23 protein-coding genes are annotated in these 22,641 nt (G+C 65.2%); 8 read left to right on the top strand and 15 right to left on the bottom strand.

Annotation, left to right across the window (positions count from 1 at the left end; translation table 11 throughout):
- Positions 1-18 precede the first annotated feature (18 nt).
- On the bottom strand, positions 19-1,185 hold the full coding sequence (locus XH87_RS22380) for an acyl-CoA dehydrogenase family protein (protein ID WP_271588914.1): 1,167 nt from the start codon (positions 1,183-1,185) through the stop codon (positions 19-21).
- Positions 1,186-1,364: 179 nt separating this feature from the next.
- Here XH87_RS22380 and XH87_RS22375 point away from each other — a divergent pair, with 179 nt between their 5' ends.
- Both XH87_RS22375 and XH87_RS22370 read left to right on the top strand, forming a co-directional pair.
- Positions 1,365-1,868 carry a MaoC family dehydratase gene (locus XH87_RS22375; RefSeq protein WP_333909189.1) on the top strand — a complete coding sequence of 168 codons (504 nt, stop codon included), beginning with the start codon at positions 1,365-1,367 and terminating at the stop codon, positions 1,866-1,868.
- A complete protein-coding gene (locus XH87_RS22370; protein WP_271588912.1) occupies positions 1,868-2,719 on the top strand; it encodes an HpcH/HpaI aldolase/citrate lyase family protein in 852 nt (283 codons plus the stop codon). The genes XH87_RS22375 and XH87_RS22370 overlap by 1 nt, the downstream gene beginning before the upstream one ends.
- Before the next feature lie 64 nt (positions 2,720-2,783).
- Here XH87_RS22370 and XH87_RS22365 read toward each other — a convergent pair whose 3' ends face one another.
- Positions 2,784-3,167, bottom strand: coding sequence for a hypothetical protein (locus XH87_RS22365; RefSeq protein WP_271588911.1), 384 nt, complete (start codon positions 3,165-3,167; stop codon positions 2,784-2,786).
- 506 nt (positions 3,168-3,673) lie between these two features.
- Between XH87_RS22365 and XH87_RS22360 the strand changes: the two genes are divergently transcribed.
- Positions 3,674-3,895 (top strand): hypothetical protein, encoded by a 222-nt coding sequence (locus XH87_RS22360; RefSeq protein WP_440588156.1) that lies wholly within the window; start codon positions 3,674-3,676, stop codon positions 3,893-3,895.
- Positions 3,892-4,068, top strand: coding sequence for a hypothetical protein (locus tag XH87_RS22355; protein ID WP_193374174.1), 177 nt, complete (start codon positions 3,892-3,894; stop codon positions 4,066-4,068). Before XH87_RS22360 ends, XH87_RS22355 begins: the two co-directional genes overlap by 4 nt.
- A gap of 62 nt (positions 4,069-4,130) precedes the next feature.
- On the opposite strand, the gene XH87_RS22350 is transcribed toward XH87_RS22355, so the two are convergent.
- The 4 genes from XH87_RS22350 to XH87_RS22335 form a co-directional block, all read right to left on the bottom strand.
- The gene (locus tag XH87_RS22350; RefSeq protein ID WP_271588910.1) at positions 4,131-5,237 is read right to left on the bottom strand and encodes a trypsin-like peptidase domain-containing protein; all 1,107 of its coding nucleotides are present in this window, start codon (positions 5,235-5,237) and stop codon (positions 4,131-4,133) included.
- A gap of 163 nt (positions 5,238-5,400) precedes the next feature.
- Positions 5,401-5,736, bottom strand: coding sequence for a hypothetical protein (locus tag XH87_RS22345; RefSeq protein WP_271525133.1), 336 nt, complete (start codon positions 5,734-5,736; stop codon positions 5,401-5,403).
- 86 nt (positions 5,737-5,822) lie between these two features.
- A complete protein-coding gene (locus tag XH87_RS22340) occupies positions 5,823-6,314 on the bottom strand; it encodes an Hsp20/alpha crystallin family protein (protein WP_271588909.1) in 492 nt (163 codons plus the stop codon).
- Positions 6,315-6,390: 76 nt separating this feature from the next.
- Positions 6,391-6,852 carry an Hsp20 family protein gene (locus XH87_RS22335; RefSeq protein ID WP_035714041.1) on the bottom strand — a complete coding sequence of 154 codons (462 nt, stop codon included), beginning with the start codon at positions 6,850-6,852 and terminating at the stop codon, positions 6,391-6,393.
- Positions 6,853-7,213: 361 nt separating this feature from the next.
- On the opposite strand from XH87_RS22335, the gene XH87_RS22330 reads away from it, so the two are divergent.
- The 4 genes from XH87_RS22330 to XH87_RS22315 all read left to right on the top strand — a co-directional run bounded on the left by XH87_RS22330 (position 7,214) and on the right by XH87_RS22315 (position 12,683).
- Positions 7,214-8,794 (top strand): hypothetical protein, encoded by a 1,581-nt coding sequence (locus XH87_RS22330; protein ID WP_271588908.1) that lies wholly within the window; start codon positions 7,214-7,216, stop codon positions 8,792-8,794.
- Positions 8,795-8,927: 133 nt separating this feature from the next.
- The gene (locus XH87_RS22325; protein ID WP_271588907.1) at positions 8,928-10,127 is read left to right on the top strand and encodes an ABC transporter substrate-binding protein; all 1,200 of its coding nucleotides are present in this window, start codon (positions 8,928-8,930) and stop codon (positions 10,125-10,127) included.
- Positions 10,128-10,135: 8 nt separating this feature from the next.
- Positions 10,136-11,869, top strand: coding sequence for an FAD-dependent oxidoreductase (locus XH87_RS22320; RefSeq protein WP_271588906.1), 1,734 nt, complete (start codon positions 10,136-10,138; stop codon positions 11,867-11,869).
- A 19-nt stretch (positions 11,870-11,888) separates the two neighbouring features.
- On the top strand, positions 11,889-12,683 hold the full coding sequence (locus XH87_RS22315; protein ID WP_271588905.1) for an IclR family transcriptional regulator: 795 nt from the start codon (positions 11,889-11,891) through the stop codon (positions 12,681-12,683).
- 152 nt (positions 12,684-12,835) lie between these two features.
- Here XH87_RS22315 and XH87_RS22310 read toward each other — a convergent pair whose 3' ends face one another.
- From XH87_RS22310 to XH87_RS22270, 9 genes are all read right to left on the bottom strand, one after another.
- A complete protein-coding gene (locus XH87_RS22310; protein WP_271588904.1) occupies positions 12,836-13,615 on the bottom strand; it encodes an SDR family NAD(P)-dependent oxidoreductase in 780 nt (259 codons plus the stop codon).
- A 39-nt stretch (positions 13,616-13,654) separates the two neighbouring features.
- Positions 13,655-14,398: an aspartate/glutamate racemase family protein gene (locus tag XH87_RS22305; protein WP_271588903.1), complete on the bottom strand. Its 744-nt coding sequence runs from the start codon at positions 14,396-14,398 to the stop codon at positions 13,655-13,657.
- A 9-nt stretch (positions 14,399-14,407) separates the two neighbouring features.
- Positions 14,408-15,673 (bottom strand): NAD(P)/FAD-dependent oxidoreductase, encoded by a 1,266-nt coding sequence (locus XH87_RS22300; protein WP_271588902.1) that lies wholly within the window; start codon positions 15,671-15,673, stop codon positions 14,408-14,410.
- A gap of 3 nt (positions 15,674-15,676) precedes the next feature.
- Positions 15,677-17,338: a thiamine pyrophosphate-binding protein gene (locus tag XH87_RS22295; RefSeq protein WP_271588901.1), complete on the bottom strand. Its 1,662-nt coding sequence runs from the start codon at positions 17,336-17,338 to the stop codon at positions 15,677-15,679.
- 259 nt (positions 17,339-17,597) lie between these two features.
- A complete protein-coding gene (locus XH87_RS22290) occupies positions 17,598-18,344 on the bottom strand; it encodes a metallophosphoesterase family protein (RefSeq protein WP_271588900.1) in 747 nt (248 codons plus the stop codon).
- A 233-nt stretch (positions 18,345-18,577) separates the two neighbouring features.
- Entirely contained in the window at positions 18,578-19,363 is a 786-nt protein-coding gene (locus tag XH87_RS22285; protein ID WP_271588899.1) for an ABC transporter permease, read from the bottom strand.
- On the bottom strand, positions 19,360-20,172 hold the full coding sequence (locus tag XH87_RS22280) for an ABC transporter permease (protein ID WP_271589157.1): 813 nt from the start codon (positions 20,170-20,172) through the stop codon (positions 19,360-19,362). Before XH87_RS22280 ends, XH87_RS22285 begins: the two co-directional genes overlap by 4 nt.
- A gap of 72 nt (positions 20,173-20,244) precedes the next feature.
- On the bottom strand, positions 20,245-21,303 hold the full coding sequence (locus XH87_RS22275) for an ABC transporter substrate-binding protein (RefSeq protein WP_271588898.1): 1,059 nt from the start codon (positions 21,301-21,303) through the stop codon (positions 20,245-20,247).
- Between the two features lie 28 nt (positions 21,304-21,331).
- Positions 21,332-22,639, bottom strand: a complete 1,308-nt coding sequence (locus XH87_RS22270) for an NAD(P)/FAD-dependent oxidoreductase (RefSeq protein WP_271588897.1) — start codon at positions 22,637-22,639, stop codon at positions 21,332-21,334.
- Positions 22,640-22,641: the final 2 nt, after the last annotated feature.

The following is a 22,641-nucleotide window of genomic DNA, read 5'->3' as shown; positions in this document are numbered from 1 at the left end:
TGCGCCACAACACCCCGTTCAGTACGACTTGGCGAGGCCGAGCACCTTTTCCGCGATGAAGCTGAGCGCGAGCTGCGGGCTGACCGGCGCGATGCGCGGAATCAGCACTTCGCGCAAGTATCGCTCGACATGGAACTCCTTGGCATAGCCGAAGCCGCCATGGGTCATCACCGCCTGCTCGCAGGCCGAGAAGCCCGCTTCGCCTGCGAGATATTTCGCGGCATTGGCCGCGGCGCCGCAGGGCATGCCCTTGTCATATTGCCACGCCGCGGACATCACCATCAGCCAGGCCGCTTCGAGCTCGACCCAGTTCACCGCGAGCGGATGCTGGATACCCTGGTTCTTGCCGATCGGGCGATTGAACACGACGCGAGTCTTGGCGTATTCGGTGGCGCGAGACAGCGCGAGCTTGCCGAGACCGACGGCTTCCGCAGCGATCAGGATACGCTCCGGATTCATCCCTTCGAGAATGTACTGGAAGCCCTTGCCTTCCTCGCCGATCCGATCCTCCATCGGAATCTCGAAATCCTCGAAGAACAGCTCGTTGGAATCGACGATCTTGCGGCCCATCTTCTCGATCTCATGGACCTTGATCCTGTTGCGGTCGAAATCGGTGTAGAACAGGCTGAGGCCGTGGGTGGGCGAGCGCACCTCTTCCAGCGGCGTGGTGCGCGCCAGCAGCAGGATCTTGTGTGCGACCTGCGCGGTCGAGATCCACACCTTCTGGCCGTTGACGATGTAGCGGTCGTTCTTGGCGACCGCACGGGTCTTGAGCTGCGTGGTGTTGAGACCGGTGTTGGGCTCGGTCACCGCAAAGCACGCCTTCTCGCGGCCCTCGACCATCGGCGGCAGCATGCGCTTGCGCTGCTCCTCGGTGCCGAACACGACGACGGGATTGAGCCCGAACACGTTGATGTGGACCGCGGAGGCGCCGGACATGCCGGCCCCCGACTCCGCGATGGTGCGCATCATGATCGCAGCCTCGGTGATGCCGAGCCCGGAGCCGCCATATTCTTCCGGCACGCAGATGCCGAGCCAGCCGGCGTCCGCCAGCGCCTTGTGGAAGTCGTGCGGGAAGCCGCCGTCGTGGTCCTTCTTCAGCCAGTAGGCATCGGGAAAGCGCTCGCAGATCTTGGCGATGGCGTCGCGAATGGCTTCCTGCTGATCGGTGAGCGCGAAATCCATGGTCTTGATCTCCTTCTTGGGAGCCGCGACCGCGCCATCTCCCTTCTTTCGCGTTCCCCACGCAAGGGCCGTGGCCGCTTGCTGCGCCCCGACATGCCTTCGCCTGCGTTCTTTAGCTCGAAAAACCGCATACAGATACGTGAATTTCGCTATCAACTGCGTCTATCATGCATAGGGTCATGCGGCGCGAAGCTATGCGCGCGCCGTTATTTCGCAGGGAGGAAACCGCGATGGCCGGACTTTACTTCGAGGACTTTTCCGTGGGCCGGGAGTTCATGCATCCTTTGACCCGGACCGTCACGGAAATGGACAACACCATGTTCAGCCTGCTGACGCTCAACCCGCAGCCGCTGCACATCGACGCGCATTTCGCCGAGAAGACCGAGTTCGGCCAGCGCATTTTCAACAGCCTTTACACCCTCGGCATCATGATCGGCATGACGGTCTATGATACGACCCTGGGGACCACCGTCGCCAATCTCGGCATGACCGACGTCACGTTTCCGAAGCCGGTCTTCCACGGCGACACCTTGCGGGCCACGACAAAGGTGCTCTCGATGCGCGAATCCAAATCGCGGCCCAGGGCCGGCATCGTCGAGTTCGAGCACCACGCGTACAACCAGAACGACGAGATCGTCGGCAAATGCCGCCGCATGGCGATGATGCACAAGAGGCCGGTCTGATGCGTTCGATGCTGTTCGTGCCGGGCGATTCCCCGCGCAAATTCGAAAAGGCGAGCGAAGGCAGGGCCGACGCGCTGATCATCGATCTCGAGGACTCCGTCGTCACCGAGAAGAAAGCGGAGGCGCGCGGGCTGACGGTTGCCATGCTGAAGGGTCGCAGCAAGCCGCATCAACTCTACGTCCGCGTCAATGCGCTCGACACCGGCATGACGCTCGCCGATCTCGCCGCAGTGATGCCGGGCAGACCTGACGGCATCGTGTTGCCGAAATCGCAGGGCGGCGACGACGTGCGGCAGGTCGCGGCCTGGCTCGAAGCCTTGGAAGCAGTAGCCGGCATCGCGATCGGCACGACTCGCATCGTCTGCGTCGCGACGGAGACCGCCGGCTCGATCTTCGGCCTCGGCAGCTACAAGGGCTGCTCCGCCCGCCTCGCCGGCCTGATGTGGGGCGCGGAGGATCTTTCGGCCTCGCTCGGCGCGACCGAGAAAGCCTCCGGCGGCGTGTTCCACAGCCCCTATCGTCTTGCGCGCGATCTCTGCCTGATGGCCGCGGCTGCGGCCGACGTCGCGCCGATCGACACGGTCTACACCGACATCGACAACCTCGCTGGCCTCGAGCAGGAGACGCGCGCGGCGCGGCGTGACGGTTTTTCGGCCAAGGCGCTGATCCATCCCAAGCACGTCGACATCGTCAACGCAACCTTCGCGCCGACGGACGCCGAGCGCACATGGGCGGAGAAGGTGATCGCGGCGTTCGCCAGCAATCCCGATTCCGGCACGCTGCGGCTCGACGGCCAGATGATCGACAAGCCGCACCTTCGCGCCGCGAGGAAGATCCTGGGCCAATCCTAGACCAGCACGCAGGCCTCGCCAGCTCGATCGGCTGCGCCCGAAGCTTCGACTTGAGGTTCCGGCCTCAGTCGAATCCCTGAACGGGCGGCGCCGAGGCTGGCGCCGGCACGGCAGGCGCGGCTTGAACCGGTGGGGTCGGATTGCCGGCAGCTCTCATCTGGCCGTTGGCTGCCATCACCTCGCGCGTGCGCGATGGGACGCTGGCCGCAGCCGAACGGCGTGGCGGCTGCCGGTGCCTGGCCGACTGCGAACCTCGCACACCCCAGGAACGGGCGATCGAAGGTCCGGCCGTGTAGCCGATCAGGGCTCCGGCGACCGCGCCGATCGGGCCCAGCACGACCGCGCCCGACACCGCGCCGAGCGCCGCATCGCCTGCGCGCTCCTGCGCAAAAGCGCTCGCCGGCACCCACGCCAGTATTGCAACAGCGGTGATCAGAGCTTTGGTCATCGGAGCGCCTCCCTCACGGGAAATCACTCCTGCTCAAATATGGCCGTACGACGTTCGCTTGCTGGCCAACAAGAGGTAATCGCTGGCGGAACCCGGCTATAGAACTCCATGTGGGCCATCCTTCGAGACACCCGCTTTAGGCGGGCCCCTCAGGATGAGGTCGAAATGCGTGGCAGCAGCTTCAACGGAGACAGTGCTGCTTAGCCTCATCCTGAGTCCCCAGCGCCGAAAGCGGACGCTGCACATGGAACCATGAACACCTGCCAGACGTCGTCTGACAGGTGGTTCATGGAGAGGAGACCGCTGGAAGCGGTCGTCTCGAAGGACGACGCGCGCGCTCAAGGTCAGCCCCAAGAGTCAGATACGATTGCTCTGCCGCGAGTGGGGAGAGGCGAATGCGGCTTCGACCATCTTGACAGCGGTCACCCGCTGAATATTTTTTCCGCCGAGAAGAGACTTTCTCACCCTCGACATCAAAGGAATTCACGCGACCGTCTGGAGAGACGATGATGCTCGATGAGAATCTGGCCCGCATTCGTGCGCACCGCAACAACATCCACCGCTACCGGCGCCTGCTGAAGACCAGGCTGTCGGAGCTGGAGCGCCATTTTGTCGAGAGGCGCCTCGCGGAAGAGCAATCGGCGCTCGATGGCCTGACCGCGGCGACCTTCCCTGTCAGCTTCCGCGCTTCCGGAGCGCCGGCCAATGCGGCGGGGATGGCGCAATGAACAGTCAGCGAGACCTGCTCATTCGAGGCAGCGAGAAGGTCATCGGCCATTACGAGCTGCTTCTTGCAAGCGCCAGGACCGAGCATGAGCGCGAGCTCTATCGCCGACGCATCGAACGCGAGCGGCGGCTGATCCGGGACCTGCAAGGCGGATGGGATCACCGCGCGGCCTGAGCTCGGAGATCGTCGCAGGGGCCGAACCGCCTTTCCTTCCGCGGATGGCACCCGCATTTGGTTCAGCGAACGAGGCGATTGGGGCCTGCGAGCGCGCTGCTGGACTCAGTCGCCGGCGCCACTCTCACCGTGGCGGTGAGCGGCGCACCCTTGCGCAGCAGAGTGAGCTTCACGTCCTCGCCGACGCGCGCAAGGCCGATCGTGTTGCGGAGCTGCGCGGCCGTGCGTATCGGGCGGTCGTCGGCTCCGGTGACGATATCACCCTTGCGCAAGCCGGCCTTCTCTGCGGGTGAATCCGCGGCGATCTCGGCGATGACGGCGCCTTGATTCAATCCCTTGTTGATTGACGGATGCAGGTCCTTCAGCGAAACGCCGATACGGCCGCGCTCGACGCGACCCTTGGCGATGATCTGCTCCATCACCTTGCGCGCCATGTTGACCGGAATGGCAAAGCCGATGCCGACATTGCCGCCCGCGGGTGAGATGATCGCCGAGTTGATGCCGACGAGTTCGCCGCGCAGGCTGACCAGCGCTCCGCCGGAATTGCCGGGATTGATCGCCGCATCGGTCTGGATGAAATCCTCATAGCCCTGCTTGCCGAGGCCGGTGCGGCCCAGCGCGCTGACGAGCCCTGATGTCACGGTCTGGCCGAGGCCGAAGGGATTGCCGATCGCAAGGACGAAGTCACCGACCTCGAGCCCGTCGCTGTCCCCGAAGGGAAGCGCTTTCAACTCGGCAGGGTTCTGGACCTGGAGCACCGCGACGTCCGTGGGCGGATCACGGCCGATGACCCTGGCGGAAAACTGCCGGCCGTCCTTGGTCGTGATCTGAACGGCGGAGGTGCCTTCGACCACGTGATTGTTGGTCAGCACATAGCCGCGCTGGGCATCGACGATGACCCCGGAGCCGGTCGCATTGACCTCCTTCTCGATCAGCCTGGGAACGTCGAAGAATTCGCGGAAGAGCGGGTCGCGATAGAGCGGATTGTCCTCGCGCACGCGGCCGTGCACGGAAATGTTGACCACGGCAGGCGTCACCTGGCGCACCAGCGGCGCCAGGGTCGGCACCGAGCCGCCGGTCTTCAGATCCGGAATCTGGCCGGCGGCAGGCTGCGACGCCGTGAGCGTCAGCACCAGCAAGGCCAGGAACAGCAGACGCACAGCATTCATCATCGTCACTTGCCGCTTGTGTTGTGTGAGTATTCGGGACTTTCGTGGCGTCAGCCTTCGTCGCGTGAGGCGACGATCCAGCCCTGCAGGGCCAGAAACGGAACAGCCCAGGCGGCCGCGGACTGGCCGAGCAGCACGAGTCCGAGAACGGCGGGCGTGACCATCATGCGGCCCGCCCTTCTGCGGCGGCCCATGGCCGCCGCAGCCGCATCGGCACGCCGCCGCCCCGCGGCGGATCGTCATTGTCGTTGTCGCCGTCTAGCTTGCGCAAGGCGGCCAGAATATCGGCGAGCCGGACCGTGTGGCTCATGCCGGGAATCTCGCGCAGGGCGGGACAGGATTCGACGGCGTACATGTCGGATGCCCAGGACGACAGGATGATGCGCTTCTCGGGCGAGGAAAGCTCCGGCGCATTCAGAACGTCGGCGGGCGAGCCGTAATGGGCCGCAGGGTGAAACAGCGGATTGAGAGTGCCGGGATTGGTATTCACGTTGGTCATCGGTTTGTCTCCCTCATGCTCCTTTCCGGGGGACGGTTTTGTTGATGATGAGACGGCGGCGCCAATCGCCGCCGGCCCGCTTGACACTAGTGCGTGTTGATCGCGATGCGCTTGACGCCTTCGCGCGCCTTCTCCGATTTCGGCAGCGACACGGTCAGGACGCCGTTCTTGAACGACGCTTCGGCCTTGTCCTCCTCGACGCCCTCCAGCGGGATCTGCCGCTCGAAGGCGCCGTAATAGCGCTCGGTGAAGTACCTGCCTTCGCCGTTGCGCTCCGCCTTCTTCTCGCCGCGGACGGTCAGGACGCCATTGGCGACCTCGACCTGCACGTCCTTCTCGGTGAGGCCGGGAAGCTCGACTGAGACCGTCAGCGTCTTGTCGGTCTCGCTGAGCTCGACCTTCGGCCAGCCGAACCGGCCTTCCATCAGCGGCGACAGGCTGGTGCCGCCGAAGCCACGGAAGACGTCGTCGAACAGACGATTCATTTCGCGGTGAAGCGTCAGGAACGGATCGAAATTGTCGCGCGCGGGCGCAAGCTCCTGGTTTCTCGACCAGGGAATGAGATCACGAAAAGCCATGGTTCTCTCCTTCATGCATCGGGAGCGCGGCCCGCGCATCCGCGCGCCGCGTTCCGCCGTTCGACCGATCGAGCGCTCAGGCTGCTTTCTTCTGCTCGATCTGTGATGTCGCAGGGGCGCCGCCCGCGATCGGAATCCGGCGCGGCTTCATCGCTTCCGGAACCTCGCGAACGAGATCGATGATCAGGAGCCCGTCCTGGAACGAGGCCTGCTTCACCTGGACGTAATCGGCGAGATTGAACACACGCCGGAACGGACGCGCGGCGATGCCCTGGTACAAATATTCGCGCGCAGCGGTCTCTGGCTTCTTGCCCTCGATGGTGAGCGCGTTTTGCTCGGCCGTCACGGTGATATCGCTGGCGCCGAAACCCGCCACCGCGAGGCTGATCCGGTAATGGTCTTCACCGGAGCGTTCGATGTTGTAGGGGGGATAATTGTCCTCGGTCGCCTGGCGCAGCGTGCTGTCGACGAGGTCGGCCAGGTGATCGAAGCCGATGGTGGAGCGCCACAGGGGCGCGAAGTCGAAACTGGTCCTCATAACCAAGTCCTCCAAAGAGCAAGATGGATACGAAGGAGCGCAAGGCGGGGATTCAGACGGGTCCGAAAAGACCCAGCCCGGCGCCCGTGCCGGACCCGGTTCTGGCATCCGGCACACCGCTCTCGCGGCAAAAAACGACTTAGAAAGCCGGAAATCGGTTTCAAGAGGGCTGCCGCGATTTTTTTGTGCCCGCCCTGCTCGATTGTCGGCTGACCGGCTCCCTCTCACCGCCGCGGAGGCCGGCTCACCGCCGCGGCGACAGGTGGTCCCAAAGCTGCTCCGGGCGTCGATTGCGAGGTAAGATAGAAGTGGATCCTGGACAAAGGCCGGGTGGCCTGTGATGCATCTGGACCGGCAGCGCATGACCGACCACCGGGCGGCACACGACAGGCTGGGACCCCAATCGCGCCGGATCGGTCAGACTGCAGGCGCGATGACGATTGCGCTGCTCACGACCTTGACGTTGAGCCCGGCGCACGCCGACGACATCGCCATCTCGCCTGCCGGATTGAAGGCGATCGGAGCGATCGATGCGCGCTTTCAGTCCTACAACATCGAGATGGTGGAGGTGACCGGCGGACGATTCTGGAAGCCTTATCCGCGAACGGCACATGCCTTCGACGAACGCGATCGTTACAGCGCGAGACCGCCGATCGATCTTGCCAATGCGCGCCTGCGCCTGCTCGCCGCGGCGTTGTCGCCGGCCTATCTGCGCGTGAGCGGCACCTGGGCCAATGCAACGTTCTTTGCCGACGCGCCGGGAAAGCCGCCGCCGGGTTTCAACTCGGTGCTCAGCCGAACGCAGTGGCGCGGTGTCGTGGAGTTCGCGCGTGCGGTCGATGCGGAGATCGTCACTTCCTTTGCGATCAGTCCCGGCAGCCGCGATGCCGATGGCGTATGGAAGCCGGATCAGGCACAGCAGCTGGTCGATACCACGCGCGCGCTGGGCGGCCGCATCGCCGCCGCCGAGTTCATGAATGAGCCGACGCTCGCAGCGACGAACGGCGCACCGGCGGGATATGATGCAATGGCCTATGGCCGCGACTTCAGGATCTTCCGCGACTGGATGCGGCGCGCCGCGCCGGAGACGCTGATCCTCGGTCCAGGCTCGGTCGGCGATTCATCATCGCCATCCGGCTCGGGCATCACCACGCGCGACCTGCTTGCCGCGTCCGGTCCCGGCGTCGATCGCTTCACCTATCACCATTACAACACGATCTCGCCGCGCTGCGGCGGGCACGACGATCCGGCACAGGCCCTCTCGGAGCAATGGCTGGCCCGCACGGATGCGACACTCGTGACCTACCAGGCCCTGCGGGACGCATTCGAGCCGGGCAAGCCGATCTGGCTGACCGAGACGGCTGATGCCGCCTGCGGCGGCGGCCGATGGGACCGGACCTTTCTCGACACGTTCCGCTATCTCGACCAACTCGGACGCCTGGCGAGAGCCGGCGTCCAGGTGGTGATGCACAACACGCTGGCCGGCAGCGACTACGGCCTGCTCGACGAAGCAACCTTTCGGCCACGGCCGAGCTACTGGGCCGCGCTGCTCTGGCGCCGGCTGATGGGAACGACCGTGCTCGACGCAGGCAAGGCTGCTCCGCGCGATCTCCATCTCTATGCGCATTGCCATCCGGCCATGGCAGGTGCGGTGTCGCTGCTCGCAATCAACACGTCGCGTCGCGCCTCCCACGCGCTGACGCTATCGGATCCCGCCGAGCGCTACACACTCGGCGCGGCGCGGTTGCAGGGCGCGATCGTGCGGTTGAACGGCAAGAGGCTGGCGCTGACCACCGAAGGCCGGCTGCCGCGACTCGAGGCACGCGCAACGCCGAGGGGAACGATTCGGCTCGCGCCGGCGACCATCGCCTTCCTGGTGTTTCCGAACGCTGCAAATCCCGCTTGCTCATCCCGACGCCCAGGATTCCAGCGCATCCCATGAGAGCGTTGGATGCAGTTGCTCGCCACATCCCGATCCACCAGGCCAATTCACCATTGACAAACTCATTTGCCATTAACTAATTAACCTCCGGAACAATCCGCCGCGCAAGCGGCCAATAAGAGAGGGAACGACGATGAGAGCGCTTCTGGCCTGCGTCATGCTCGCGGCCATGACATCCGCTGCTTTTGCACAAGTCTCCGACGACGTGGTGCGGATCGGCGTGCTGACGGATCTGTCCAGCTGGGGCCGCGACAATAGCGGGCCTGGCTCCGTGGAAGCCGCGAAGATGGCGGTGGAGGAATTCGGGCCGACCGTGCTCGGCAAGCCGATCGAGATCATCGGTGCCGACCATCAGATGAAGACCGACGTCGGCGTGCAGATCGTCCGCGGCTGGTTCGACAACGGCAAGGTCGACGCCGTCGCCGACATTCCCAATTCCGGCATCGCGATCGCCGTCCACAACATGGTGCGCGAGCGGGGCAAGATCGCGCTGCTCTCCGGTCCCGGCGCGAGCTCGCTGACCGACGAACTGTGCAGCCCGAACACCGTGCATTTTACTTATGACACCTACGCGCTGTCGAAGGTGACGGCCTCCGCCGTGGTCAAGGAAGGCGGCAAGTCCTGGTACTTCATCACGGCCGATTATGCCTTCGGCCAGCAGCTCGAGAAGGACGCCACGCGCTTCATCAACGAGATGGGCGGCAAGGTGCTCGGCGGCGTCAAGCACCCGACCAACACCGCCGACTTCTCCTCCTTCGCGCTGCAGGCGCAGAGTTCGAAATCCGACGTGGTCGCCTTCGCCAATGCCGGCCAGGACACCGACAATGCGATCAAGCAGTCCGGCGAGTTCGGTCTCGTCCAGGGCGGCCAGAAGCTGGTCGGCCTTCTGATGTTCGATACCGACGTGCACGCGATCGGGCTGAAGGCCGCGCAGGGCACCTACATGACCACGGCGTCCTACTGGAACATGGACGAGGCCACCCGCGCCTGGTCGAAGAAGTTCTACGAGCGCACCAAGGTGATGCCGACCATGATCCAGACCGGTGTCTACGGTTCGGTGCTGCACTATCTGAAGGCCATCAAGGCGGCCGGCACCGACGATTCCGCCAAGGTGATGGCCAAGATGCGCGAACTGCCGATCGAGGATATCTTCGTTCACGGCGGCAAATTGCGCGAGGACGGCCGCGTCATCCGCGACATGTATCTCGCCAAGGTGAAAACGCCCGAGCAATCGAAGGAGCCGTGGGACTATCTAGACATCGTCAAGACCGTGAAGGGCGAGGACGCCTTTCGCCCGGTCTCCGAATCCAAATGTCCGCTCCTGAAGAAGTGAGGCGAGACATGACCAGCACCGAGCATGGCGCAATTGAGACTTACGAGTGCGATGTGCTCGTGGCCGGATCGGGTTGCTCCGGCATGTCGGCCGCGATCACTGCACGCCACCGCGGCCTCGATGTGCTGATCGTCGAGAAGGAGCCGCGGTTCGGCGGCACCACCGCGCGCTCGGGCGGCTGGCTCTGGATTCCCGGTACGTCGCTGGCGAAGGCCTATGGCATCGAGGAGACGCCGGAACAGGCCCGCACATATTTGCGCCACGAGGCCGGCAACAATTACGACGCCGCGCGGGTCGATGCCTTCCTGAGCGCCGGCCCCGAGGCGATCGATTTCTTCACCACCAGGACCGCGCTCCGTTTCGACATGCCGCTGGTGTTTCCCGATTATCACGCCGAAGCCCCCGGCGGCGCCCAGGGCGGCCGCTCCATGGTGACGCGCCCGTTCGACGGGCGCGAGCTCGGCGACCTCATCAAGACCCTCGGCATGCCGCTGCCGGAGCTGACCGTGTTCGGCATGATGCTTGGCTCCGGCAAGGAGATCATCCATTTCATGCGGGTGACGAAGTCGCTGACCTCCGCGGTCTACGTCGCCAAGCGCCTGTCGCGGCATCTGATGGACGTGCTGCGCTACGGCCGCGGCATGACCTTGACCAACGGCAATGCGCTGGCGGGACGTCTGGCGAAATCCGCGCTCGATCTCAAAATTCCGATGTGGCTGTCCGCGCCGGTGCGCGAGCTGACGGTCGAGAACGGCACTGTCACCGGCGCGATCGTCTCGCGCGAGGGACGCGATGTGCGCGTCCATGCACGACAGGGCGTCGTGCTTGCCTGCGGCGGCTTCCCCCACGATGTCGAACGGCGCAAGAAGATGTTTCCGCATGCACCGACCGGCAACGAGCACTATTCGCCAGGGCCGACCGGCAATACCGGGGATGGACTACGTCTGGCGGAAGCCGCCGGCGGGCAGGTCGAGGACCGCCTCCCGAACGCGGCAGCCTGGGTGCCGGTGTCGCTGACCACGCGCAAGGACGGCTCCAGGGGCGTGATGCCGCATTTCATCGACCGCGCCAAACCCGGCGTGATCGCGGTGATGCGCGACGGCAGGCGCTTTGCCAACGAAGGCAACTCCTATCACGACTTCGTCCAGGCCATGATCAAGGCGGCCAGGCCAGGCGAGGAAATCGCAGCCTATCTCGTCTGCGACCACCAGACTCTGCGCAAATACGGCCTCGGCTGCGTGCCGCCCTTCCCGATGCCGCTAGGCCATCACCTGAATACCGGCTATCTCATGCGCGGCGATACGCTGGAAGCGCTCGCAGCGAAGGCCGGAATCGATACCAGGGCGTTCGTCGAGACCGTCAGGCAGTTCAATGCGACCGCGCCGTTGGGGCACGATGCCGCCTTCGGCAAGGGCTCGAAGGCCTATAACCGCTACCAGGGCGATGCGCTGCACGGCCCGAATCCCTGCGTCGCGCCGATCGAGCACGGCCCGTTCTATGCCATCAAGATGGTGATCGGCGATCTCGGCACCTATGCCGGCATCGTCACCGACGAGAACGCGCGGGCGCTCGACGCGGAAGGCCGCGTGATTCCCGGCCTCTATGCCGCCGGCAATGACATGGCGAGCATCATGGGCGGCAATTATCCCGGCGCCGGCATCACGCTTGGGCCGGCGCTGACCTTCGGCTACATTGCCGGCCGACATCTCGCCGACAGCGCCGCCAGGCGCAACGCGGCGTAAGCCACACGCCGGGAGGCGCATGAAGAGGGAAAGCCGCGGCATCCAGTCGATCGAGGTCGGCGGAGAATTGCTCCGTGCGCTCGCAAGATGCGGCGAGCCGATGATGCTGCGCGACCTCGCTCGCGAGGCCGGCATGACCCCGGCCAAGGCGCATCCCTACCTCGCCAGCTTCTCCCGTATCGGGCTGATCGAGCAGGACGAGACCACCGGCCGCTACGAGATCGGCGCGCTGGCCCTCGAGCTCGGCCTGATCAGCCTGCGCCGCCTCTCCGGCGTGCGCATCGCACGTCCCAAGATCGCTGGCCTCGCGGGCCAGATCGGCCATGCGGTTTCGCTCGCGGTCTGGGGCACGCATGGTCCGACCGTGGTGCAGCTCGAAGAACCGACCCAGCCGGTGCATATCGTGATGCGCGTCGGCTCCGTGATGGCGCTGCTGGAGACCGCGACGGGCCGTGCGTTTGCCGCGTTCCTGCCGGAGACGACCATCAACGCCGCGCTCGAAAGCGGCCTCGATCGTCACGGCGTCGGCTACAATCCCAAGCGCGCGGTGAAGGGCGCCAAGGTCGTCGAGATGCTCGCTGAGGTCCGCAAGCACGGCCTCGCCCGCGCGCTCGGCGATCCCCTGCCCGGCGTCAACGCGTTCTCCGCGCCGGTCTTCGATCATTCCGGCCATGTCGCGCTGGTCATCACCGCGATGGGGCCGGAAGGCACTTTCGATGCACGCTGGGACAGCCCGATCGCGCATGCCTTGCGCGACTGTGCCGGCGCCATCTCGAAGCGGCTCGGCCACGGGATAACAGTTGCGGCGGAGTGATGGGCAAACTGCCCGCCTCACGACGACTGTCATTCCCCGCGAAAGCGGGGAATCCAGTACGCCGCGGCCCATCGATTCAACCACGACCGCCTCGGAGTACTGGATCGCCCGGTCAAGCCGGGCGATGACAGCGAGTGTGGGGCGACAACGCCCTACTTCTCCTTTACAGGCACCGTGTAGTTCAGGATCAGCCGGCCGCCATCGGGATAGATGGTCTGCCCGGTGATGTAGGACGCATCGTCGCTGGCAAGGAACGCCACGACCGACGCCACCTCGCTCGGCTCGCCGCCACGGCCCGCCGGCGTGCGTGACATCACGGTCTTGCGGGCATCTTCCGAGGTGTAGATGGACGACGCCACCATGTCGGTCAGGATCGTGCCCGGCCCGACCGCGACGACGCGGATGTTGTGCGGAGCGAGCGCCACGGCCGCGACCGAGGTGAGCTGCTTCATGCCACCTTTGGAGATCGCGTAGGTCGCGAGCGTCGGAATCGCCAGCAGCGCATTCACAGAGGACATGTTGATGATGACCCCGCCGCCGCCCTGCGCGATCATCTGCCTGGCCGCCGCCTGCACGCCGAAGAACGCCCCCTTCAGGTTGATGGCGATGATGTCGTCGAAATCCTGCTCGGAGATATCGAGAATGTCCTGATTGCGGGCGACGCCGGCATTGTTGACCATGATGTCGAGCCGGCCGAACTCCTTCACGGCAGTTGCGACAAGCTGATCCACGTCCGCGCGTTTGGCGACATTGCCGACGACGGTGCGCAGGGCATCCGGCCGTCCCAGTTCGGCGGCCGTGGCCGCCAAGCCGTCGGCATCGATGTCCGAGATGACGACCTTGACGCCATCGTCCAGGAATCTCTTCGCGCAGGCCTTGCCGATGCCGCGTGCCGCGCCGGTGATGGCCACGACCTTGCCGGATAGTTTCATGGGTTCGCTCCAGGAGTTGTGACGATCTCTCGGACGCATTCACGCAAAGACGCGCGGGCGCATTCCGGCATGAAACCAGGTGATCATGGAATAGATGTCGTAGACCGGCAGCCCGACTTCGGCCTGAAGCGCTGCGGCATAAGGCGGCATGTTGGTGCATTCGAGCACGATGGCGCCAACATCCGGATTCCCGGCGACGAGCGCCTTGCCGGCCTCGACCACGTCGCGCTCGGCTTGCGCGACGTCCATGTCGTCCTTCTCGGCCTTGATCAGGACACGGAAGAATTCCTTGCCGTTCTCGGTGCCGACCAGCGGCGTGTCGAGCGGCACGCCGGCGCCTTCGAGATGGGCCGGCGTCAGCGTCGAGCCCGACACCGTGACGAGACCGACGCGCTTGCCGGGCGGCAACGTCGCCTGCACCCACGGCACCTGCATCAGCGACGAGGTCGCGACGGGAACGCCGACCGCCGCCGCGATCTCCTTCTGAAACAGCGAGAGGAAGCCGCAATTGGTGGTGATGGCCTCAGCGCCCAGCCGAACCAGATCCTTCGCGGCATCGATGAAGTCGGGCAGCAGGCCGGCCGCGCCTTTCAGCACCACCTTCTCCGGCGAGGCGCCGCTCACCACGCGATAGAGCACGGGGAACGGCCAGGTGGTGCCGTTGCCCATGTCGCCGGGAATGCGGGGGAAGCGCGCCTCCAGCATCAGGATGCCGAGCGGCGCGCCATAGATCGCCTTGCCGCCGCGGGCAATACGAGAAGGCGAATTGGCGGAAGTGGTCATGGTGAGATCTCAGAGAAAGCGAGTGGGCGCGAAGGGCGCCAGCGGAATCTCGGGCTGCTTGCCGCTTATCAGCTGAGCGACAAGACGGCCGGTGCGAGCCGATCCGACCAGGCCGACATGGCCATGGCCGAAGGCGTAGACGATATCGCGCGAGGCGCGCGCATAGCCGATGCAGGGACGTCCGTCCGGCATGCTCGGCCGATGCCCGAACCAGGTCTTGATGCGCGCGGCCGGAATGTCCTTCGGCAGTTTCGGGAACATGCCGAGAAGATGGTCGCGCAGGATTTCGGCGCGCTTCCAGTTCGGCGCGGCTTCGAGGCCCGCGATCTCGACCGTACCGGCGGCGCGCAGGCCTTTGTTGGTCCAGTTCACCACCATCTTGGCATCGGATGCCATCATCGAGTTGCGCGGGCCCGCTTCCGGATTCTCGATCATGACGTGATAGCCGCGCTCGGTCTCCAGCGGCAAGGGATCGCCGACCGACGCGGTGAGCAGCTTCGATCGCGCGCCGGCGGCGACCACAGCTGCGTCGCAGGCAATTTCGCCCGTCTCGGTGAGAACGGCCACGAGCTTGTTGCCGGACAATTTCAGACCGATCGCCCTGGCCCGCACGTGCTTCGCGCCATTGGCGATCGCATGAGCGGCGAGCGCGGCGACATAGGCGCCGGGATCACGACAACGCCCGGCCTCCTCCACCACCACGCCAAAGGTGTAGCGCGGATGCAGCTCCGGCTCACGCTGGCGCATCTCGTCGGCATTGAGCTCCAGCCATTCGACGCCGACCTTCTTGCGCAGGCGCCAGCCGAGATCGTCGTCGAAATTGCCGCGCGTCGGGAAGACATGCATCACACCGTTGCGCTCGATCAGTTCGGGCACGCCCGCTTCTTCCGCGAGCTTCCTATGCAGCAACGGCGCGTCCTTGAGGAGATCGCGCAGCGCGAACGCCGTCTTCTCGACACGAGCCTCGGTCCAGCCGGAGAGCAGATATTTGATCAACCAGGGCAGCGCCTTCGGCAAATACGACCAGCGGATCGCGAGCGGGCCGAGCGGGTCCAGCAGATAGCCCGGCACCTTTTTCCAGATGCCGGGCTCCGCCGGCGGGATCACCGAATGCGAGGAGAGCCAGCCGGCATTGCCATAGCTCGCCGCCTGCTCGCCGCCGGGCTCGCCCGGATCGATCAGGGTGACGCGATGGCCCTCGCGCAGCGCCTCGATCGCGCTGACCACGCCGATCGCGCCGGCACCGATGATGGCGACGTGGCGGCCGGTAGGCATCGCTTACGCCTTCACCGCCGGCGTAAAGTCCTTGCCGACCGAGATCGCGCGCGGATCGATGATGCAGTGGAGGATCGACGGCTTGCCCGAGGCCAGCGCACGCTCGAACGCCGGGGCGAACTCTTCGGTGCGCTCGACGCGCTCGCCATGGCCGCCGAACGCCTTCGCGTACATCGCAAAGTCAGGATTCTTGAGCTGGGTGCCGACGACGCGACCGGGATAGTCGCGCTCCTGGTGCATGCGGATGGTGCCGTACTGCGAATTGTCGACGACGATGACGACCAGCGGCGCGTCGTACTGGACGGCCGTCGCGAATTCCTGGCCGTTCATCAGGAAGCAGCCGTCACCGGCGAAGGCGACGACGATTCGATCCGGACATTGCCGCTTGGCCAGCACGCCCGCCGGCACGCCGTAACCCATCGAGCCCGAAGTCGGCGCGAGCTGCGCGGCAAAGCTGTGGAAGCGGTGATGACGATGGATCCAGCCGGCATAGTTGCCGGCGCCGTTGCAGACGATCGCGTCCTTCGGCAGGCGGTCGCGCAGCCAGGTCATCACCTGGCCGTACTGGAACGCGCCCGGCAGCTCGCGCGCCTTCTCGGTCCAGGCGAGGTAATCGGCGTGCGCCTTGGCGGCTTCGCCCTTCCAGGCCACCGCGCCTGTTGGCTTCAGCGTCTCGACGGCAGCGGCGAATGCGGCAGGCGTCGCCTGGATCGCCAGCGCCGGCTGATAGACCCGGCCGAGCTCTTCCGAGCCAGGATGCACGTGAATCAGCTTCTGCCGCGGGTTGGGGATATCGAACAGCGTATAGGACGAGGACGGCATCTCCGACATGCGGCCGCCGATGAGGAGGACGACATCGGCGCCCTCGATGCGCGCCTTCAGGCCCGGGCTCGGTCCGATGCCGAGATCGCCGGCATAGTGCGAATGATCGGCGTCGATCAGCGAGGCCCGGCGGAACGAGGTCGCAACCGGCAGGTCGAAGCGCTCGGCGAAGCGCGCGATGCTCCTGGTGGCGTCATCGGTCCAGCGCGAGCCGCCGAGAATGACGAGCGGCGCCTTGGCGCCCGCGAGCGTGGCGCCGAGCTTCTCGATATCGGCAGGCGCCGGCCAGCTCACGGCGGGCTCGATGCGCATGGCATCGGCAACGGCAGCGGTCTCGGTCAGCATGTTCTCCGGCAGCGCGATCACCACGGGACCGGGGCGGCCCTGCATGGCAACGCGGAAGGCGCGCGCCACCAGCTCCGGAATGCGGTCGGGGCGATCGATCTCGACCGCCCATTTCGCCATGGAGCCGAACACCGCCTTGTAGTCGAGCTCCTGGAACGCCTCGCGCTCGCGCATGCCGGTGTCGACCTGGCCGACGAACAGGATCATCGGCGTCGAATCCTGCATCGCGATGTGGACGCCGTGGCTGGCATTGGTGGCGCCGGGCCCGCGGGTGACGAAGCAGATTCCGGGCCGCCCGGTGAGCTTGCCATAGGCCTCCGCCATCATCGCCGCGCCGCCTTCGGCGCGGCAGATCATGACGTCGATCGGGCTGTCATGCAGCGCATCGAGCGCCGCCAGATAGCTCTCACCCGGCACGCAGGTGACGCGCTCGACACCTTGGGCGACGAGCTGATCGATCAGGATCTGGCCCCCGGTGCGGGTGTTGCGAATGGTCATGTCGGCTCCCCTCAAAACTTCGGCGATGCCCCTGACCGCCTCGCAAGAATTTCCTTCGGACGTGGCGTAGGACAGGCCGACAGGACGCGCAAGATCGAAAGGCTTTTTGCACCCTGCGCAGGCGGCATGCCCGTCCCTGCCCTTTGCACGACCGCCCGTGCCGCGGCCGTCCTGGACCAGATCCGTGAGCAGATACCGGAGGGCTTCGAGGAGCGCGGCGCCAACGCGGACCAGGGGTGCGGATCTGACGGGTGCCGGCCTAACGGCGCTCCGGCCGAACCCAACCGGTTGCAATCGCGCTTGCCCAGGAGAGCATGCCCCTGCTGCGCGCCAGCGCGGCCATGCCCGCGCTATCGTAGGGCACATGGCGGATCGTCGCGGACCAGCCCCCTCCGGCATGCTCCAATATGGCGTAGCACGCGTGGGGCGTGCCGACTTCAACCACGTAAGGCACAGGCAACTTCCCGTCGTAGCCGGGCAGCCCGACGCTGCCGGGGTTTACGACCAGTCGTCCATCCCTCAGACGAACGACCCTCGGAATATGAGTGTGCCCGCACAGGATGATCTCGGCAGTGATCCCCGCGGCTTCGGACTCGATCGCCTCGATCGGACTGGCGCGCACGCCGCCGTCGTCGGCTATATGATCGAGCCAGAAGGCGGCATCGTTCCCAGGTGACGCGTGGCACAGGAACACGCGGTCTCTGTACATAAGCGTGGGTGGCATGCTTGCCATCCAGTCGAAATGCTTGCGCGCGAGTTGCTGGAAATCGCTGCGTGCCGAAGTACCCGCCTGCCGGAGCTCCAGGAGGATTCGATCCTGGTCGCCCCGCACCGACGGAAAGCCGCGCTCGATGAGGAGGTCTGCAGTTCTTGACGCCTCGAGCGGTCCGCTGACGTGGTCTCCAAGATTTACGACGTCGTCGATACCGAGCGCGGCAATGTCCGCAAGGACGGCATCCAGCGCCGGACGATTCCCGTGCACATCCGCGATCGCAGCAAATTTCATCTGGCCCTCCCAGTCGAGATGGCCGACGATTCACGCAATGCGGGGACGATGCAGGGATGGCGGTTCTCTTTAGCTGCATTTATCGAAGCGCCCGCAAGCTGAGGATCAAATCGGCGCGGGCGGAACCATGGCACGATCAACGCGCCGCAATCAAGCGATTCGCCACCGCGCTTCGACGTCTTCGCCTGCGATCGGCCGAACCGAACGCCGGGATCCCTGGACGGGCGCCATCTTCACCCGCTCCGCGTCTGCCTCGCGCTCGCCAGCAGCACCAGCATGAAGGAGGCCGCAGTCATCAGCGTCGAGATCGCGGCAATGGTTGGGTCGATCTCGTCGCGCAGCGCGGTGAACATGCGCTTGGTCAGCGGCTGGTACTGGCCGCCGGAGATGAACAGCGCGACGATCGTCTCGTCCATCGCCGAGATGAAGGCGAAGATGGCGCCGGCGACGACACTGGACTTGATCTGCGGCAGCGTCACCGCGAAGAAGCTGCGCAGGCGGTTCATGCCGAGGCTGCGCGCCACCATCTCCTGCGCCGGATCGAAGCTCTGCAGGCCCGCGAGCACGGAGATGACAACGTAAGGCAATCCCAGCATCACATTCGCCAGCACGAGGCCGGGCAGGGTCGCGACCAGGCCGACCCGGGCATAGACGAAGAAGATGCCGACCGCGGTGATGATGATCGGCACCACCAGCGGCAGAGGCAGCGCCATGTGGATAACGCGCATGATACGCAGCTTGGATTGGCTGACGGCATAGGCGGCGGCAACGCCGCACGGCGTCGCGATCAGAACGGTCAGGAATGCGACCGTGAGCGTCACCCGCGTTGCCTGCATCCAGGCGGGATTTGAGAAATATTGCTCGTACCAGCGCAGCGAGAAGGACGGCGGCGGGAACGTCAGGAAACGCGCGCTGGAGAACGAGATCGGCACGATGATCAGCACGGGTAGGATCAGATAGACCAGCACCAGCACGCTGATCACGTACAATACAATCCGGGCGGGCGAGACGCGCATCATTTCTGCCCCAGCACGCGATCGAGCGAGATGAAGCGGCTGACCGCGAAGAAGATCACGAGCACGCCCAGGAGCAGCACCACTGCGACTGCGCTCGCGGCCCCGAACTGATTGTAGAGCTCGACATTGCGGCTCACCAGCATCGAAACCATCACGGTACGGCCGCCGCCGAGCAGCTCCGGCGTGATGTAGAAGCCGAGGCAGAGCACGAACACCATGGTGCAGCCTGCGAGCACGCCCGGCAGCGACAGCGGCAAGAACACGCGGAAGAAAGTCACCGACGGGCTCGCTCCAAGGCTGGCGCCGGCCTGCATCACATCGTTCGGGATCTTCTGCATGGCGGCATAAAGCGGCAGCACCATGAACGGCAGCAGGATGTGCACGGTGGCGACCACCGTGCCGAAGGTGTTGTGGACCAGCGGAAGCGGCTCGGAGATCACGTCGAGATAGCGCAGAAACTGGTTGATCACGCCGGTGCGCTGCAGCAGCGCCAGCCACGCGTAGGCGCGGACCAGCACGCTGGTCCAGAACGGCAGCACGACCAGGGACAGGATGAGAATGCTCCATCCTTTCGGCAACGAATTGGCGAGATAGGCCACGGGGTAGCCGAGCAGTAGCGCGATCAGTGTGACCGCGAGGCTGATCTCGAAGGTCAGCGCGAAGCTGCGCCAGTAGATGTCTTCGGTGAAGACGCGGCGATAGTTCTCCAGCGTGAAGCCATCATGATAGATCGACTGCCAGGCCAGCCAGCCAACCGGCAGTGCGATCAGAGCCAGGATTACCAGCAGCGCCGGCGACACCAATGCCAGCATCAGCCCGTGCTCACGGCGCTGGTGCTTTTGGGAGGGATCGGACACGGATGTCGTCAACGCTGCCTCGCTTGCTCACTTCTGCATGAACGACGCCCAGCGCTTCTCGGCGGCTTCGCCCGCGGGCGAGGACCACCAGGCGTAGGACATCAACGCCTGCTTGGCCGCGTTCGCCGGTTCGCTCGGCAGCTGCGCGGCGCGCTCGGGCTTGATCACGCCCGTCTCGAACGCCTTGGGATTGCCCGGGCCGTAGTCGATGTTGAGCGGCAGATTAGCCTGGTGCACGGGATCGACCGCCTCGTTGATGAACTTGACCGCCGTACCGAGATTGGGCGCGCCCTTGAGGATGCAGAGCGAGGTGCTCTGCAAGATGCCCTGGTTGTAGGTGAAGGACACCTTTGCGCCCTCCTTGGCGACGGCGCTGACGCGGCCATTCCAGGCCATCTCCATGTCGACCTCGCCGTCATTGAGCAGCTGTGCCGACTGCGCGCCCGAGGTCCACCACACCGTGATGTGCGGCTTGATCTCCTCCAGCTTCTTGAACGCGCGGTCGACGTCCAGTGGGTAGAGCTTGTCGGGTGCGACACCGTCGGCCATCAGCGCGGCTTCGAGGGTTGCGATCGGGTGATTGCGCAGCGCGCGGCGGCCGGGGAATTTCTTCACGTCCCAGAAATCGACCCAGCTGTTCGGCGCGTCCTTCGGGAACGTCTTCTGGCTGTAGGCGAGCACGCTGGAATAGAATTCGTAGGACACCGAATAAGGGCTGCGATAAGCCTCCGGCATCGCTGCGGCGTTCGGAATCTTCGAGAAGTCGAGCTTCTCGATCAGGCCCTGCTCGCCGCCGCGCAGGCAATAGCCGGTCGGGGTGTCCACGACGTCCCAGATTGGCTTGCCGCTGCCGACCTGTGTCTTGATCGCGGGCCAGGCGTCGGGGATGGAATCCTGATTGATGGTGATGCCGAGCTTCTTGGCGGAAGGATCGAGGATCGCCACCGTCTGCGCCTGCTGATAGGCGCCGCCTTGCGACACGAAGGTGATCTGCTCGGCGGCGTTGGCTGCAGTACCGAGCGCAACTGCACTGATCGAAGCGCCCAGCAAGACGTAACCAAATCCAGAATTCCGTTTCGTCGTCATCCTCGCCTCCTCCATCGCCAAAGAAATCTCACTGACCGATCGCATCGAGAAACTGGTACCAGCCGGCGACCATGCGGACCGCGGGCTCGCGCAGCGGATAGAACGGAATGGGCTTCATGCGCCGGACATCGAGCAGGCCGACCTCCGGCGTCTCGCCGCGTACGAAGGCGGCGAGATAGCGGCCCATCAGGCTCGACATCGCGACGCCGGCGCCGTTGTAGCCCATCGAGACCAGAGTGCGGTCGTCGAGCCTGCCGATATGCGGTACCGACTCCATCGTCATCGCAACGAGGCCCGACCATTTGTATTCGAGCGGGACATCGGCGAGATCGGGAAAGATGCCGACCATTGCCTTACGCAGGGCGTCGAAGGCGGCTTGCGAGTCCTGCTTGCCGAACGCGCCGCGGCCACCAAAGATCACCCGATTGTCCACCATGCGAAACCAGCGCATCATGCGCTTGGTCTCGGTATAGGTGCGCCCCGTGGGCATCAGCCGCCCGGCGAGATTACGCGGCAGCTTGTCGGTGGCGATGATGGCGCTTCGGAACGGGATCAGCGTGCGCTGCATCTGCTCGGTCGCGCCGGTCAGGTCGGAATAGCTGTTGGTGGCGATGATCGCCTGCTTGGCTCGCACTGCACCTTGAGGGGTCTCGGCGAGGATGCCGCCATCCTCGCGTCGAAGCTTTACGACCGGCGATTCCTGGAAAATCGGGACTCCGCGGCGTGCCACGCCATCGGCGAGGCCGCGCAGATAGTTCAGCGGATGGATTCCGCCCGAGCCGGGATTGAGCACCCCGCCGACAAAAATGTCGGAGCCGGTCTCGTCGCGCACACCGTTCTTGTCGAGAATGCGGACCTCGGCTGAGCCCATCTCGCGCGTCATCCAATCGGCCTCGCCGATCGCGGCCTTCAGCGTCGTCTCGTTGTGCGCAGCCTTGACCTGGCCCGTGCGGGTGAGGTTTGCGCTGGTGATGCCGAACTCGGAGACGAGCTCCTCGACCATGTCGGTCGATTCATGCGCGATCTCGTACATGCGCCGCGCCATGGCGCGGCCATGCGCGGCATCGATCTCGCGGAACGACAGGCGAAACTTTGCCGTGATAACCCCGCCATTGCGCCCGCTCGCGCCCCAGCCGGGGCGGTTGGCCTCGAGCACGACCGGCGACAGGCCGCTCCTGGCGATGTGGTGCGCCGCGGAGAGGCCGGTGTAGCCCGCACCGATGATCACCACATCTGCCTGCTGCTCGCCCGACAGGACAGGAAACGCGCCCGCCGGCTCCGCCGTGGCTTCCCACAGCGAGTTGACCGATGGCAGCGCACTCCAGTTCCGCGTCATGC

The organism is Bradyrhizobium sp. CCBAU 53415 (assembly GCF_028128735.1).
Classification (GTDB): Bacteria; Pseudomonadota; Alphaproteobacteria; order Rhizobiales; family Xanthobacteraceae; genus Bradyrhizobium.
The sequence above is the reverse complement of the archived record's forward strand: the minus strand, read 5'-3'. Positions and strand labels throughout refer to the sequence as shown.

Excerpts from the sequence above, each read along its gene's own strand:
- XH87_RS22380 (WP_271588914.1), bottom strand. The coding sequence starts at position 1,185 with ATGGATTTCGCGCTCACCGATCAGCAGGAAGCCATTCGCGACGCCATC.
- XH87_RS22375 (WP_333909189.1), top strand. The coding sequence starts at position 1,365 with ATGCGGCGCGAAGCTATGCGCGCGCCGTTATTTCGCAGGGAGGAAACC.
- XH87_RS22370 (WP_271588912.1), top strand. The coding sequence starts at position 1,868 with ATGCGTTCGATGCTGTTCGTGCCGGGCGATTCCCCGCGCAAATTCGAA.
- XH87_RS22365 (WP_271588911.1), bottom strand. The coding sequence starts at position 3,167 with ATGACCAAAGCTCTGATCACCGCTGTTGCAATACTGGCGTGGGTGCCG.
- XH87_RS22360 (WP_440588156.1), top strand. The coding sequence starts at position 3,674 with ATGATGCTCGATGAGAATCTGGCCCGCATTCGTGCGCACCGCAACAAC.
- XH87_RS22355 (WP_193374174.1), top strand. The coding sequence starts at position 3,892 with ATGAACAGTCAGCGAGACCTGCTCATTCGAGGCAGCGAGAAGGTCATC.
- XH87_RS22350 (WP_271588910.1), bottom strand. The coding sequence starts at position 5,237 with ATGAATGCTGTGCGTCTGCTGTTCCTGGCCTTGCTGGTGCTGACGCTC.
- XH87_RS22345 (WP_271525133.1), bottom strand. The coding sequence starts at position 5,736 with ATGACCAACGTGAATACCAATCCCGGCACTCTCAATCCGCTGTTTCAC.
- XH87_RS22340 (WP_271588909.1), bottom strand. The coding sequence starts at position 6,314 with ATGGCTTTTCGTGATCTCATTCCCTGGTCGAGAAACCAGGAGCTTGCG.
- XH87_RS22335 (WP_035714041.1), bottom strand. The coding sequence starts at position 6,852 with ATGAGGACCAGTTTCGACTTCGCGCCCCTGTGGCGCTCCACCATCGGC.
- XH87_RS22330 (WP_271588908.1), top strand. The coding sequence starts at position 7,214 with ATGACCGACCACCGGGCGGCACACGACAGGCTGGGACCCCAATCGCGC.
- XH87_RS22325 (WP_271588907.1), top strand. The coding sequence starts at position 8,928 with ATGAGAGCGCTTCTGGCCTGCGTCATGCTCGCGGCCATGACATCCGCT.
- XH87_RS22320 (WP_271588906.1), top strand. The coding sequence starts at position 10,136 with ATGACCAGCACCGAGCATGGCGCAATTGAGACTTACGAGTGCGATGTG.
- XH87_RS22315 (WP_271588905.1), top strand. The coding sequence starts at position 11,889 with ATGAAGAGGGAAAGCCGCGGCATCCAGTCGATCGAGGTCGGCGGAGAA.
- XH87_RS22310 (WP_271588904.1), bottom strand. The coding sequence starts at position 13,615 with ATGAAACTATCCGGCAAGGTCGTGGCCATCACCGGCGCGGCACGCGGC.
- XH87_RS22305 (WP_271588903.1), bottom strand. The coding sequence starts at position 14,398 with ATGACCACTTCCGCCAATTCGCCTTCTCGTATTGCCCGCGGCGGCAAG.
- XH87_RS22300 (WP_271588902.1), bottom strand. The coding sequence starts at position 15,673 with ATGCCTACCGGCCGCCACGTCGCCATCATCGGTGCCGGCGCGATCGGC.
- XH87_RS22295 (WP_271588901.1), bottom strand. The coding sequence starts at position 17,338 with ATGACCATTCGCAACACCCGCACCGGGGGCCAGATCCTGATCGATCAG.
- XH87_RS22290 (WP_271588900.1), bottom strand. The coding sequence starts at position 18,344 with ATGAAATTTGCTGCGATCGCGGATGTGCACGGGAATCGTCCGGCGCTG.
- XH87_RS22285 (WP_271588899.1), bottom strand. The coding sequence starts at position 19,363 with ATGATGCGCGTCTCGCCCGCCCGGATTGTATTGTACGTGATCAGCGTG.
- XH87_RS22280 (WP_271589157.1), bottom strand. The coding sequence starts at position 20,172 with ATGCTGGCATTGGTGTCGCCGGCGCTGCTGGTAATCCTGGCTCTGATC.
- XH87_RS22275 (WP_271588898.1), bottom strand. The coding sequence starts at position 21,303 with ATGACGACGAAACGGAATTCTGGATTTGGTTACGTCTTGCTGGGCGCT.
- XH87_RS22270 (WP_271588897.1), bottom strand. The coding sequence starts at position 22,639 with ATGACGCGGAACTGGAGTGCGCTGCCATCGGTCAACTCGCTGTGGGAA.